We start from the raw sequence: 13,800 nt of genomic DNA, 5'->3' as shown, positions 1-13,800 counted from the left end.
GCGGAGTTTTGTCAGAGTGGATTCTTGCCGCTGGCAGCAATACGCTGCAGGCGGACTCGCCTGAGTTCTCCTTCGGTTAACAACTGCAACGCCTGCGTCGGGCAAGATGCAACGCAAGCCGGTCCCTCTTCCCGCTGTTCACAAAGGTCACATTTCACGATTTCTGGCCGCACATTTCCCGGCCACATTTGAATTGTGATCATCCCAAACGGACACGCGCTGACGCAACTCTGGCAGCCGATACAACGGGCAGAATTTGCCTGCACCACCTGCTCACCCATCGTCAGCGCCTGCACGGGGCAGGCCCCAACGCAAGGCGCGTTTTCGCACTGGTGACACATCACCGGAGCACTAATTCGATCCAAACGCTGCACCTTTAAGCGAGGCAAAAAGAAGCTGGTATTTAAAGTCTGCTCTGACGGATGGGCGACAACACAGGCTACTTCACAAGTGCGACAGCCAATACAGTCAGCCGGATTAACGATAATTAACGATTTCATCACGATGCCTTCGTATCAAACATAGTTAACATATCGCGCGCCGCCTGCCGTCCTGCCGCCATTGCAGTGACAACCAGATCCGCACCATGAACCGCGTCCCCCCCGGCAAAGACCTTTTTCAGATGCGTCTGAGTAGCGAAATATCCCGCGTCACCGGTTTTAATCAGTCCCCATTTATCGAGTTTTATTCCACTCCCCTGTAACCACGGCATTGCATGTGCCTGAAAACCAAACGCCATAATCAGAACATCGGCGGGCAGTTCAAACTCAGAGCCCGCCACCGGACGTGGACGACGACGCCCATCTGGTCCCGGCTCGCCCATTGCGGTACGAATCAGGCCCACCGCAGTTAAACGCCCATCATCGTCACAAGCAATATATTGCGGCTGAACATTGAACTGAAACTCAACGCCTTCCTCGCGCGCGTTGACTACCTCTTTACGCGAACCGGGCATACTGACTTCATCACGGCGATACGCGCAGGTCACACTGGCAGCATTGAGGCGGATGGAAGTACGCAAACAATCCATTGTCGTATCGCCGCCACCCAAAACCACGACGCGTTTACCTTCAACATCCGTCAGCGGATACTCTTCAGACTCCGGCAGTCCCATAAGCTGGCGGGTATGGGCAGTCAGGAACGGGAGCGCCTGAATGACGCCCGGCGCATCTTCATGCGGCAGATCTGCACGCATCATGCCGTAAGTCCCCACGCCGAGGAAAACAGCATCATATTCCGCCGTTAATTCGTTGAAAGAAATATCACGGCCAATTTCACAGTTGAGATGAAAGTCGATTCCCATTGCGGTGAATATCTCCCGCCGCTGGCTTAATACCATTTTATCGAGCTTGAACGGAGGAATGCCAAAAGTCAGCATACCGCCAATTTCTGGATGGCGATCAAAGACATCAACATGAACACCCGCCCTCGCCAGAATGTCGGCACATCCCAGCCCCGCGGGTCCTGCGCCAATCACCGCCACTTTTTCTATGCGGGGAACAACCTGGCTGACATCAGGACGCCAGCCCATCGCCAGCGCAGTATCAGTAATATAGCGTTCCAGATTACCGATAGAGACTGCGCCAGAGTGATCTTTTAAAGTACATGCGCCTTCACAAAGCCGGTCCTGCGGACACACCCTACCGCAAATTTCCGGTAATGAACTGGTCTGGTGGCAGAGTTCTGCCGCTTCAATAATCTTCCCTTCCTGCACCAGGCGGACGTAATCAGGGATAGCGTTATGCAGCGGGCAATGCCAGTTACAGTTGGCTTTTTCGGCGCAATAGACACAACGGTCGCTTTCATACGCCGCTTGTTTTTGATCAAGGCCGCAATAAATTTCGCCAAAGTGGGTCTTCCGCTCGCTTGCTGTAACTTTATCCGCCCCTTTGCGTGGAGTGACAGGGAGCAATGCCTCGCGACGCGATGATTGTGGTTTTTCCGATGCTTTTCCCTCCGCCGTCCTGCGCTGTCGCAGCGTTTTCATCTGCTGCAAACCGCTCTCATCCATCAGCCGCAACGCCTGGGTTGGGCAGACTTCAATACAGGCTTGCGCGCCGGAATTGCGCTGATTACAAAGGTCACATTTCTGCGCAATAGCATCGACCATCTCAATTACCCCAAAGGGGCAAGCGATTGCGCATCTTTTACAACCAATGCATTTTTGTTCGTCCAGTTGCACGCTATCGGGCTGGAAAGTCAGAGCATTTACCGGGCAAGCCGTAACGCAGGGGGCATTGTTGCAATGATGGCAAGCCACTGGATTTGCAGCCAGACCTTTCCCAACAACGTGGATACGGGGTCGAAAATCACCATGACTCTGCGGCCAGTTTTCTTGATTATGAGCCACCGCACAGGCAATTTCACAGGCATGACAGCCTATACATTCCGCAGCATCAGCAGCAATAAACTTGTTCATTTGCATCCCTTTCATTTGATGAGTTATGTCTTCTCAAATGTCGCAATGCAATAAACGGGCATATATGAGGAAACGAGTCAGTTTTAATTATAATTTTGTGAGAGATATCAAATTATCTCCCCTCAATCTGTGCCGTTTTCAAGATTTAAACATCGCCGTTCAAAAAAATGCCATTCGGATAAAAAGTATTAAATACGAGAGTGCGACATGCCAGAATGATTAATGAAATATCAATATGAGAAAATTAAAGATAATTTCATTGTCTATTTTTATTCTCATTTTCTCGGTTTAATCCCGATTATGTGATTGCCCCCGCATTTCCATCTTGTAACGTCCCCTCCTTGTGAAAACTGGCATCCCACGAGCATGTCATTAAAGAGTTTTAGTGAACGTAAACGGTTGCTTTTTACTCTGGCGAGCGAAAGGAGAAAGACTGATGAGCGCCATAGATTCTCAAATTCCCTCATCCTCAGGGCAAGACCGCCCAACGGATGAGGTGGACCGCATATTATCACCAGGAAAGCTGATCATACTCGGTCTGCAACACGTCCTTGTTATGTACGCAGGCGCAGTCGCCGTCCCACTGATGATTGGTGACAGACTCGGACTCTCGAAAGAAGCTATCGCAATGCTGATTAGCTCCGATCTCTTTTGCTGCGGTATCGTCACATTATTGCAATGTATCGGCATTGGTCGCTTTATGGGAATTCGCCTGCCGGTGATTATGTCGGTGACCTTTGCGGCTGTAACGCCAATGATTGCCATTGGGATGAACCCGGATATCGGTCTGCTGGGGATTTTTGGCGCGACCATTGCGGCCGGTTTTATCACCACGCTATTAGCACCACTTATTGGTCGCTTAATGCCTTTATTCCCACCGTTGGTTACCGGTGTGGTTATTACTTCTATCGGGCTTAGCATCATTCAGGTGGGTATTGACTGGGCCGCCGGAGGTAAAGGGAATCCGCAATATGGTAATCCCGTTTATTTAGGTATCTCCTTTGCCGTCTTAATTTTTATCTTGCTCATTACTCGCTATGCGAAAGGATTTATGTCCAACGTCGCCGTATTACTGGGGATTGTATTTGGCTTTTTACTTTCGTGGATGATGAATGAAGTCAATTTATCCGGGCTACATGATGCTTCATGGTTTGCGATTGTTACGCCGATGTCGTTTGGTATGCCGATTTTCGATCCCGTTTCCATTCTGACCATGACTGCCGTGTTAATCATCGTGTTTATCGAGTCGATGGGGATGTTCCTGGCATTGGGGGAAATTGTCGGTAGAAAACTTTCTTCGCAAGACATTATTCGCGGGCTACGCGTAGATGGCATAGGGACAATGATTGGTGGCACGTTTAACAGCTTCCCCCACACGTCATTTTCTCAAAACGTTGGCCTGGTTAGCGTGACGCGCGTTCATAGCCGCTGGGTGTGTATTTCTTCGGGAATTATATTAATCATGTTCGGGATGGTGCCAAAAATGGCGGTGCTGGTAGCCTCCATTCCGCAATTTGTGCTGGGCGGCGCTGGGCTGGTGATGTTCGGCATGGTACTGGCGACAGGGATTCGAATTCTGTCGCGCTGTAACTACACCACCAACCGTTACAACCTCTATATTGTGGCGATCAGTCTCGGCGTTGGCATGACTCCGACGCTCTCTCACGATTTCTTTTCTAAGTTACCGGCCGTACTGCAACCGTTGCTGCATAGCGGCATTATGCTCGCAACCCTTAGCGCCGTTGTGCTGAATGTCTTCTTTAATGGCTACCAGCATCATGCTGACCTGGTGAAGGAATCCGTCTCTGATAAAGATTTAAAAGTCAGAACAGTGCGTATGTGGCTTTTGATGCGCAAGCTAAAGAAAAATGAGCATGGTGAATGATATGAACCTGTTAATACGCACTATATTCAGTCTGTTATTACTCTTAATGATCTCCATTCCTGTCATTTCTGACTGCGTGGCAATGGCTATTGAAAGTCGCTTCAAATATATGATGCTGCTTTTTTAAATGACCTTTCTCTGTCAGCATCCGCTCAAAACGGGCGGATGCCGATAAACACTCACTTGGTTAATCATTTGACTCTTCAGTTATCTATAATGACGAGTGATTAGAATTACATGTGAGAAATTATGCAAACGGAACACGTCATTTTACTGAATGCACAGGGAGTCCCCTCGGGTACGCTGGAAAAATATGCCGCACACACGGCAGACACCCCCTTACATCTCGCGTTCTCCTGCTGGCTATTTAATGCTAAGGGACAACTGCTGGTTACCCGCCGCGCACTAAGCAAAAAAGCGTGGCCAGGCGTGTGGACTAACTCGGTGTGCGGTCATCCACAACTGGGCGAAAGCAATGAAGAGGCGGTAATCCGCCGTTGCCGCTATGAACTGGGCGTGGAAATAACGTCACCCGAATCGGTTTATCCAGACTTCCACTATCGCGCCACTGACCCGAATGGCATTGTCGAAAATGAAATGTGTCCAGTCTTTGCCGCACGAATTACCAGCGCGTTACAGCCCAACGGTGATGAAGTGATGGATTATCAATGGTGTGATTTATCAGATGTTTTGCGCGCTATTGATGCTACGCCGTGGGCGTTTAGTCCGTGGATGGTGATGCAGGCAGCCAATAGCAAAGCCAGAAATGTATTATCTGTTTTCGCAAAGCGGGAATAAAAAACCCCGACAAATGCCGGGGTTATGTGAATACGCGTAACGCTTATTTCACCGGACGCATCGCCGGGAACAGAATAACGTCGCGGATGGTATGGCTGTTGGTGAACAGCATAACCATACGGTCGATACCAATACCCAGACCTGCTGTCGGCGGCAAACCATGTTCCAGTGCGGTGACGTAATCTTCGTCGTAGAACATTGCTTCGTCGTCGCCTGCATCTTTCGCGGCAACCTGATCCAGGAAGCGCTGCGCCTGATCTTCGGCATCGTTCAGCTCGCTAAAGCCGTTACCGATTTCACGACCGCCAATGAAGAACTCAAAGCGGTCAGTGATTTCCGGGTTAACGTCGTTACGACGCGCCAGCGGGGAAACTTCTGCCGGATATTCAGTAATGAAGGTCGGCTGAATCAGATGTGCTTCTGCCACTTCTTCGAAGATCTCGGTAACGATACGGCCCAGACCCCAGCTCTTCTCAACGTGGATGCCGATAGATTCAGCAATCGCTTTTGCAGAGTCGAAGTTGTCCAGATCCGCCATATCGGTTTCCGGGCGATATTTCTTGATCGCTTCACGCATGGTCAGTTTTTCGAACGGTTTACCGAAGTCCAGCGTCACGTCGCCGTAGGTCACTTCCGTCTTACCGAGAATATCCTGTGCCAGAGTACGGAACAGCGATTCGGTCAGCTCGATCAGATCTTTGTAATCTGCGTAAGCCATATAGAGTTCCATCATGGTGAACTCTGGGTTATGACGTACGGAAATACCTTCGTTACGGAAGTTACGGTTGATTTCGAATACACGCTCGAAGCCACCGACCACCAGACGCTTGAGGTACAGTTCCGGCGCGATACGCAGGTACATATCGAGATCCAGCGCGTTGTGATGGGTGATAAACGGACGCGCAGCGGCACCGCCAGGGATCACCTGCATCATCGGCGTTTCAACTTCCATAAAGCCGCGGTTCACCATGAACTGGCGAATACCGGACAGAATTTGCGAACGCACTTTAAAGGTGTTACGGGATTCATCGTTAGAGATGAGATCCAGATAACGCTGACGATAGCGCGCTTCCTGATCCTGCAAGCCGTGGAATTTATCCGGCAGCGGACGCAGTGCTTTGGTCAGCAGACGCAGCTCGGTACAGTGGATAGACAGTTCGCCGGTTTTGGTTTTGAACAGCTTACCTTTCGCGCCGAGGATGTCGCCGAGGTCCCATTTTTTGAACTGCTCGTTGTAAACGCCTTCCGGGAGATCGTCACGGGCAACGTACAGCTGAATGCGGCCGCCGACGTCCTGAAGGGTCACGAAGGAGGCTTTACCCATAATACGGCGGGTCATCATGCGGCCAGCAACGGCAACTTCGATGTTCAGCGCTTCCAGTTCTTCGTTCTCTTTACCGTCGAATTCTGCGTGCAATTGGTCAGAGGTATGATCGCGACGGAAATCGTTCGGGAAGGCAATCCCCTGCTCGCGCAGGTTCGCCAGCTTCTCACGACGCGTTTTCAGTTCATTGTTAAGATCGACTACCGCGTCAGCGCCCTGTGCGTTTTGTTCAGACATGTTGGTTCCTCATAACCCTGCTTTCAAACTTGCTTCGATAAATTGATCCAGACTGCCGTCCAGCACTGCCTGCGTGTTGCGGGTTTCTACCCCGGTGCGCAGATCTTTAATGCGGGAGTCATCAAGGACATAAGAACGAATCTGGCTGCCCCAGCCGATGTCGGACTTGGTGTCTTCCATCGCCTGTTTCTCGGCATTCTTCTTCTGCATCTCCAGTTCATAAAGCTTCGCTTTCATCTGCTTCATGGCCTGGTCTTTGTTCTTGTGCTGGGAACGGTCGTTCTGGCACTGGGTCACGATCCCGGTCGGGATGTGAGTAATACGCACCGCAGATTCGGTACGGTTAACGTGCTGACCGCCCGCGCCGGACGCGCGATAAACGTCAATGCGCAGATCCGCCGGGTTGATTTCGATATCAATATCATCATCAACTTCCGGGTAAACAAACGCGGAGCTGAACGACGTGTGGCGACGACCGCCGGAGTCAAACGGGCTCTTACGCACCAGGCGGTGAACGCCAGTTTCTGTACGCAGCCAGCCGTAAGCGTAATCGCCGGAGATTTTGATCGTCACGGATTTAATACCCGCCACTTCACCTTCCGACTCTTCGATGATTTCAGTTTTGAAACCACGCGATTCTGCCCAGCGCAGATACATACGCTCAAGCATGCTCGCCCAGTCCTGTGCTTCCGTACCGCCAGATCCCGCCTGAATATCGAGGTAGCAGTCGGCGCTGTCATATTCGCCAGAGAACATACGGCGGAACTCAAGCTGCGCCAGTTTTTCTTCCAGGGCGTCGAGTTCAGCAACGGCTTCGTTAAAGGTTTCTTCGTCGTCAGCTTCTACAGCCAGTTCCAGCAGACCAGAAACATCTTCCAGCCCCTGCTTCATTTGGTCGAGGGTGTCGACAACGGCTTCGAGGGAGGAACGCTCTTTACCCAGCGCCTGTGCGCGTTCGGGTTCGTTCCAGACATCCGGCTGTTCCAGCTCGGCGTTTACTTCTTCCAGACGCTCTTTCTTGGCGTCATAGTCAAAGATACCCCCTAAGAACGTCGGAGCGTTCCGTGAGGTCCTGAATGCGATTATTTACCGGATTAATTTCAAACATGGTCTGATTTCTTTTATTGAGCTAGTCAAAATGCGGTGATAAGAGCGGGATTGTACCGGATCCCGGCTCAATTTTATACATACTAAATTCGTCAGACAGGCCAGATATTGTCGATGATAATTTGCAGGCTGCGGTTGCCGCGAAACTCGTTAATTTCGAGCTTGTAAGCCAGTTGCACTTCGCGCACGCCGTTATCCGGCCAGAGGGCGGTATCGACATTAAACGCAATACCATCCAGCAGTGGACCGCCGCCGACCGGTTCGACCATAACTTTCAGATGACGCTCGCCTACCAACCGCTGTTGCAGCAGGCGGAAATGGCCATCAAACAGTGGTTCCGGGAACATCTGCCCCCACGGGCCAGCATCACGTAGCAGCTGCGCCACTTCCATAGTCATCTCTTCGGCGCTTAACGGGCCGTCGGAGACGACTTCACCCTGTAATAATGCGGGGTCCAGCCACTCGGTAACCAGTTCGCCAAAGCGTTGCTGAAAAAGTTCGAATTTATCCTCTTCCAGCGACAGGCCTGCCGCCATCGCATGGCCGCCAAACTTGAGCATCATGCCGGGGTAGAGTGTGTCTAATCGCTCCAGCGCATCACGCATATGCAGCCCCTGAATGGAGCGACCGGAACCTTTCAGCGTACCATCACCCGCAGGCGCAAACGCAATAACCGGACGGTGAAAACGCTCTTTAATACGCGAAGCCAGAATACCGACAACCCCCTGATGCCATTCAGGATGATACATTGCCAGCCCGCCGGGCAGCGTGTCGCGACTGCGCTCCAGTTTCTCGCACAGAGTCAGCGCCTCAACCTGCATTCCCTGTTCAATCTCTTTGCGCGTCTGGTTTAGGGCGTCGAGTTCATTTGCCAGCACACGCGCTTCGCCGATGTTGTCGCACAGCAACAGCGCTACTCCGACGGACATATCATCCAGTCGCCCGGCAGCATTGAGACGTGGCCCCAGCGCAAAACCTAAATCGCTGGCGGCGAGTTTTTGCGGATCGCGGTTTGCTACTTCCAGCAGAGCTTTAATCCCCGGACGGCACTTCCCGGCACGGATGCGACTCATCCCCTGCCAGGTCAGGATACGGTTATTCGCATCCAGCGGCACCACGTCCGCCACCGTCCCGAGCGCCACCAGATCCAGCAATTCCGCCAGATTAGGGATTGCAATGCCACGGTCATCAAACCAGCCCTGATCGCGCAAAAAGGTGCGCAGCGCCAGCATCAGATAAAATGCGACGCCTACGCCTGCCAGTGACTTCGATGGAAAGTCGCAGTCACGCAAGTTAGGGTTAATAATGGCTTCCGCCGCGGGTAACGTATCGCCCGGCAAATGGTGATCGGTAACAATAACCGGAATGCCCAGCGTGTGAGCGTGTTCAACGCCCGCGTGAGAGGAAATGCCGTTATCCACCGTCACAATCAACTGCGCACCACGGGCATGCGCTTGCTCAACCACTTCCGGACTTAAGCCATAACCGTCTTCAAAACGGTTCGGCACCAGGAAGTCGATGTTGGCGCAGCCAAGCGAACGCATCGCCAGCACGCTAAGGGCGGTACTGGTGGCGCCATCGGCGTCGAAATCTCCGACCACAATTATCCGCGTTCCTTCGCGAAAAGCGTTGTAAAGGATCTCAACGGCCTTTTCGACGCCGCTCAGTTGCTGCCAGGGCAGCATCCCTTTAACACCGCGTTCCAGTTCCTGCGCGCTACGCACGCCCCGGCTGGCGTATAAACGACGCAGCAAGGGCGGCAGATCAGCTGGCAGGTCTGCCGTTTCATCGATTTCACGGCGACGAAGTTTTATCTGTTGTTTCACGCGAATTATTTACCGCTGGTCATTTTCTGGTGTTCGTCGAGGAATTCTTTCATGTCTTTCGGCGGCTGGTAGCCCGGCACCAGAGTACCGTTGCTCAGCACAATCGCCGGAGTACCACTGACGCCAAGCTGGACGCCAAGCGCGTAATGGTTGGCAATATCCACGTCGCAACTGGCTGGCGCGACGCTTTTACCCGCCATCACATCATCAAACGCTTTGTTTTTATCTTTCGCACACCAGATGGCTTTCATTTGTTGCTCAGCCTGGCTCTCCAACCCCTGGCGCGGGAAAGCGAGATAACGCACGGTGATCCCCAGCGCGTTGTAGTCTGCCATCTGTTCATGCAGCTTGTGGCAGTAGCCACAAGTAATATCGGTGAACACGGTGATGACGTGTTTTTCCTGCGGCGCTTTATAAACAATCATATCTTTTTCAAGCGCGTTAAGTTGCTTTAACAGCATCTTATTGGTGACATTGACCGGAGCCGTGCCACTAACGTCATACATTGGCCCCTGAATGATATGTTTACCATCATCGGTGATGTACAACACACCGCTGTTAGTCAGAACTGTCTTCATGCCAGCCACGGGTGCGGGCTGAATATCGCTGCTTTTGATGCCCATTTTGGCTAACGTTTGTTGAATTGCCGCGTCATCCGCCTGAACAAAGCCTGAAAACGCCGCCAACAAAGTAAACAACATAAAACCTTTCTTCATAAATCTTCCCGTTCTTTTCAGACATCACGCCCGTGGGTGATGCTGTTGATGAAGTTGCCGCAGACGCTCGGTAGCGACATGCGTATAAATTTGCGTGGTGGAGAGATCGCTATGGCCCAACAACATCTGTACCACGCGTAAGTCCGCACCATGATTTAACAAATGAGTGGCAAAAGCGTGACGCAACACATGCGGTGACAGCTTTTCGCTGTCGATACCCGCCAGCACGGCATAATGTTTAATGCGGTGCCAGAAGGTCTGTCGCGTCATCTGCTGCGCACGCTGGCTGGGAAACAACACGTCAATCGACACACCATTCAGCAGCCACGGACGCCCATGTTCCAGATAGTTTTCCAGCCAGTAGACCGCCTCTTCACCTAACGGCACAAGACGCTCTTTGTTGCCTTTACCAATGACCCGCACTACGCCCTGGCGCAGACTAATGTCGCTCATTGTCAGCCCAACCAGTTCCGAGACACGCAACCCGGTAGCATACAGCACTTCGAGCATCGCTTTATCGCGAAGCTCCAGAGGCTGATCGACTAAAGGTGCCTGTAATAATCTTTCAACCTGCGCTTCGCTTAAATCTTTCGGCAAACGCTGGGGCAATTTCGGCGAAGCCAAATGCGCACTGGGATCGTCTTCACGAAATTTTTCGCGATAAAGATACTGGAACAATCGGCGCACTGCACTCAGCAAACGCGCTGAGCTGGTGGCTTTATACCCGCCCTCCAGCCGTTCTGCCAGTAATGCCTGCAAATCGTCACTTTGTGCCGTTGCCAGCGTCAGCCCACGATGATGCAACCACTCCACCATCATTGACAGATCGCGACGGTATGCGTTCAACGTATTTTCGGCGAGATTTTTTTCCAGCCACAGGGCATCCAGAAACTGCTCGATGCGTGCCAGATCTTGTTTCACTTGCGCCCCTTATCGTTACTCGTTTGATCCATTATGCCTTATTGTGCCGTGACTAAAGCGATTCTGATACACTAGCCGCAAAAGCCACAGCAGAATCGAGAAGCTTACGTTATGAATATGGGTCTTTTTTACGGTTCCAGCACCTGTTACACCGAAATGGCGGCGGAAAAAATCCGCGATATTATCGGCCCAGAACTGGTGACCTTACATAACCTCAAGGACGACTCCCCGAAATTAATGGAGCAGTACGATGTGCTCATTCTGGGTATCCCGACCTGGGATTTTGGCGAAATCCAGGAAGACTGGGAAGCCGTCTGGGATCAGCTCGACGACCTGAACCTCGAAGGTAAAATTGTTGCGTTATATGGGCTTGGCGATCAGCTGGGATACGGCGAGTGGTTCCTTGATGCGCTCGGCATGCTGCATGACAAACTCTCGACCAAAGGCGTGAAGTTCGTCGGCTACTGGCCAACGGAAGGATATGAGTTTACCAGCCCGAAACCGGTGATTGCTGACGGACAGCTGTTCGTGGGTCTGGCGCTGGATGAAACTAACCAGTATGACCTTAGCGACGAGCGTATTCAGAGCTGGTGTGAGCAAATCCTTAACGAAATAGCAGAGTATTACGCCTGATGTGACTGACGGCTTTGCGCATTAGCGTTGCCGTCATGTTTACCTTTGCGTCTCTTGTTGCAACAAAATTCGCCGTAAATCCCGCCATTCGGCTTCGTCCATGCTGTCGGCTGCCAGCCATAAATGCTGCCGTTTACCGCTGTCAGAACGTAAACGCAGCATCATGCCGCTTTTAACCATCCACGGCGCTTTGACGATGCTCCACTCCTGCCCTTGCCAACGCAAACGCCCGTCCATCAACAGGCGAATCTCCCCCTGGCGAGCATTAATACGCCGCTGGCTGCGAACGCAATCAAACACCACCAGCGAAAGCAACACCATCCATAACGGGGTGTAACTGAGCGGCCAGGGCATGAGTAAAATAACAGCGGCAACCAGCCCATGAATCAGCAAGGAAAGCCACTGTGCGCGCCAGGAGACGCGCAGATCAGATTGCCACAGGACCACGTTCCCGGTTCCGTGTCTGGATGAGTCGGACCATCATTTCCAGTTCTGCATCGGCCGGTTTACCGTGATTCATCAGCCAGTTGAACAGGTCCGGGTCGTCGCATTCCAGCAGACGAATAAAGATGCGTTTTTCGTCATCACTTAAGCTGTCGTACTCATGTTCGAAAAACGGCATGATTGAAATATCGAGTTCGCGCATACCACGGCGGCATGCCCAATGAATGCGGGCTTTGTTGTTAATGTCCATCTTCTTCCTGTCTCACGAAAATCCAGTACCCCGCTATTGTAACGTGTTTTTCGACTTCTTTTGCGGGAATATCGGTAAACACAATCGCGATCGCGAAATTAATCCGCAACAATTCAATAGCTTCATTTTTTTGGATGTCGCCTCGCAAAGCATATCAGAAGGCACAGATCGCGTAGTGAAAGCACTTGCATTGCCTCATAGCTCTTTTACCATTAGTCATTAATACGCCGTTTGTTACACAGGACTCCATTATGGCTTTAACACCTTTTCCTCCCCGTCAGCCTACGGCTTCTGCCCGTTTACCACTGACGCTGATGACGCTTGATGACTGGGCGCTTGCCACCATTACTGGCGCAGATAGCGAAAAATATATGCAGGGTCAGGTGACAGCAGACGTCAGCCAGATGACAGAAGACCAGCATCTGCTCGCCGCCCATTGTGACGCCAAAGGTAAAATGTGGAGCAATCTACGCCTGTTCCGCGATGGCGACGGCTTTGCGTGGATTGAACGCCGCAGCGTGCGTGATTCGCAACTGACTGAACTGAAAAAATATGCGGTGTTTTCTAAAGTGACCATCGTGCCGGACGATGAACGCGTGCTGCTCGGTGTTGCCGGTTTTCAGGCACGCGCCGCGCTGGAAAACCTCTTCAGCGAAATGCCTTCGAAGGAAAAACAGGTAGTCAGAGAAGGTGCGACCACACTGCTATGGTTTGAACATCCGGCAGAACGTTTTCTGATCGTAACCGATGAAGCTACTGCCAATATGCTGACCGATAAACTGCGCGGTGAAGCGGAACTGAACAATAGCCAACAGTGGCTGGCATTAAACATTGAAGCAGGTTTTCCGGTGATTGATGCCGCCAACAGCGGGCAGTTTATCCCACAGGCGACCAACCTCCAGGCGCTGGGCGGTATCAGCTTTAAGAAAGGCTGCTATACCGGACAAGAGATGGTGGCACGAGCAAAATTCCGTGGTGCCAACAAACGCGCGCTCTGGTTGCTGACAGGTAGTGCCAGCCGTTTGCCGGTAGCTGGTGAAGACTTAGAGCTGAAAATGGGCGAAAACTGGCGTCGTACCGGTACGGTGCTGGCTGCGGTAAAACTGGAAGATGGTCAGGTCGTGGTTCAGGTCGTCATGAATAACGATATGGAACCGGACAGCATCTTCCGCGTTCGTGATGATGCGAATACATTGCGTATCGAACCGCTGCCGTATTCGCTGGAAGAGTAAACGCTGTA

General features: G+C 51.8%; 15 protein-coding genes. 5 read left to right on the top strand and 10 right to left on the bottom strand.

The window, feature by feature from the left end:
• Positions 1–11 precede the first annotated feature (11 nt).
• Both FFT88_RS14665 and ygfT read right to left on the bottom strand, forming a co-directional pair.
• Positions 12–500, bottom strand: a complete 489-nt coding sequence (locus tag FFT88_RS14665; RefSeq protein ID WP_135405584.1) for a 4Fe-4S dicluster domain-containing protein — start codon at positions 498–500, stop codon at positions 12–14.
• Positions 500–2,419, bottom strand: coding sequence for a formate-dependent uric acid utilization protein YgfT (ygfT, locus tag FFT88_RS14660; protein WP_131161983.1), 1,920 nt, complete (start codon positions 2,417–2,419; stop codon positions 500–502). Before ygfT ends, FFT88_RS14665 begins: the two co-directional genes overlap by 1 nt.
• A 436-nt stretch (positions 2,420–2,855) precedes the next feature.
• On the opposite strand from ygfT, the gene uacT reads away from it, so the two are divergent.
• A complete protein-coding gene (uacT, locus tag FFT88_RS14655) occupies positions 2,856–4,304 on the top strand; it encodes a urate/proton symporter UacT (RefSeq protein WP_130258061.1) in 1,449 nt (482 codons plus the stop codon).
• 1 nt (position 4,305) lies between these two features.
• Complete coding sequence (locus tag FFT88_RS14650; RefSeq protein WP_130217940.1) at positions 4,306–4,431, top strand: hypothetical protein; 126 nt, start codon at positions 4,306–4,308, stop codon at positions 4,429–4,431.
• A 14-nt stretch (positions 4,432–4,445) separates the two neighbouring features.
• On the opposite strand, the gene FFT88_RS14645 is transcribed toward FFT88_RS14650, so the two are convergent.
• On the bottom strand, positions 4,446–4,499 hold the full coding sequence (locus FFT88_RS14645) for a hypothetical protein (RefSeq protein WP_123057966.1): 54 nt from the start codon (positions 4,497–4,499) through the stop codon (positions 4,446–4,448).
• Positions 4,500–4,553: 54 nt separating this feature from the next.
• Between FFT88_RS14645 and idi the strand changes: the two genes are divergently transcribed.
• On the top strand, positions 4,554–5,102 hold the full coding sequence (gene idi / locus FFT88_RS14640; protein ID WP_135405583.1) for an isopentenyl-diphosphate Delta-isomerase: 549 nt from the start codon (positions 4,554–4,556) through the stop codon (positions 5,100–5,102).
• Positions 5,103–5,145: 43 nt separating this feature from the next.
• Here idi and lysS read toward each other — a convergent pair whose 3' ends face one another.
• The 5 genes from lysS to xerD all read right to left on the bottom strand — a co-directional run bounded on the left by lysS (position 5,146) and on the right by xerD (position 11,233).
• On the bottom strand, positions 5,146–6,663 hold the full coding sequence (gene lysS, locus FFT88_RS14635; RefSeq protein ID WP_000003334.1) for a lysine--tRNA ligase: 1,518 nt from the start codon (positions 6,661–6,663) through the stop codon (positions 5,146–5,148).
• Between the two features lie 9 nt (positions 6,664–6,672).
• Positions 6,673–7,771 (bottom strand): peptide chain release factor 2 gene (gene prfB, locus FFT88_RS14630; RefSeq protein ID WP_096179399.1). Its coding sequence is split into 2 segments (ribosomal slippage): positions 6,673–7,695 and positions 7,697–7,771, totalling 1,098 coding nucleotides; the frame shifts between segments, so codons are not numbered across the junction.
• A gap of 91 nt (positions 7,772–7,862) precedes the next feature.
• Positions 7,863–9,596: a single-stranded-DNA-specific exonuclease RecJ gene (gene recJ / locus FFT88_RS14625; protein ID WP_135405582.1), complete on the bottom strand. Its 1,734-nt coding sequence runs from the start codon at positions 9,594–9,596 to the stop codon at positions 7,863–7,865.
• Between the two features lie 5 nt (positions 9,597–9,601).
• Positions 9,602–10,312, bottom strand: a complete 711-nt coding sequence (gene dsbC, locus FFT88_RS14620) for a bifunctional protein-disulfide isomerase/oxidoreductase DsbC (protein ID WP_130207826.1) — start codon at positions 10,310–10,312, stop codon at positions 9,602–9,604.
• A gap of 24 nt (positions 10,313–10,336) precedes the next feature.
• On the bottom strand, positions 10,337–11,233 hold the full coding sequence (gene xerD, locus FFT88_RS14615; RefSeq protein ID WP_064529792.1) for a site-specific tyrosine recombinase XerD: 897 nt from the start codon (positions 11,231–11,233) through the stop codon (positions 10,337–10,339).
• 111 nt (positions 11,234–11,344) lie between these two features.
• On the opposite strand from xerD, the gene fldB reads away from it, so the two are divergent.
• Complete coding sequence (gene fldB, locus FFT88_RS14610) at positions 11,345–11,866, top strand: flavodoxin FldB (protein WP_135405581.1); 522 nt, start codon at positions 11,345–11,347, stop codon at positions 11,864–11,866.
• A gap of 39 nt (positions 11,867–11,905) precedes the next feature.
• On the opposite strand, the gene FFT88_RS14605 is transcribed toward fldB, so the two are convergent.
• Together FFT88_RS14605 and sdhE are read right to left on the bottom strand one after the other, a co-directional pair.
• Positions 11,906–12,313, bottom strand: coding sequence for a protein YgfX (locus tag FFT88_RS14605; RefSeq protein WP_130258059.1), 408 nt, complete (start codon positions 12,311–12,313; stop codon positions 11,906–11,908).
• Positions 12,294–12,560, bottom strand: coding sequence for an FAD assembly factor SdhE (gene sdhE / locus FFT88_RS14600; RefSeq protein WP_000354046.1), 267 nt, complete (start codon positions 12,558–12,560; stop codon positions 12,294–12,296). The genes FFT88_RS14605 and sdhE overlap by 20 nt, the downstream gene beginning before the upstream one ends.
• 251 nt (positions 12,561–12,811) lie before the next feature.
• Here sdhE and ygfZ point away from each other — a divergent pair, with 251 nt between their 5' ends.
• Positions 12,812–13,792: a tRNA-modifying protein YgfZ gene (ygfZ, locus tag FFT88_RS14595; RefSeq protein WP_135405580.1), complete on the top strand. Its 981-nt coding sequence runs from the start codon at positions 12,812–12,814 to the stop codon at positions 13,790–13,792.
• Positions 13,793–13,800: the final 8 nt, after the last annotated feature.

Origin of the sequence: Escherichia sp. E4930, from assembly GCF_005845405.1 — a bacterium.
In the GTDB taxonomy this organism is placed as follows: Bacteria; Pseudomonadota; Gammaproteobacteria; order Enterobacterales; family Enterobacteriaceae; genus Escherichia.
The sequence above is the reverse complement of the archived record's forward strand: the minus strand, read 5'-3'. Positions and strand labels throughout refer to the sequence as shown.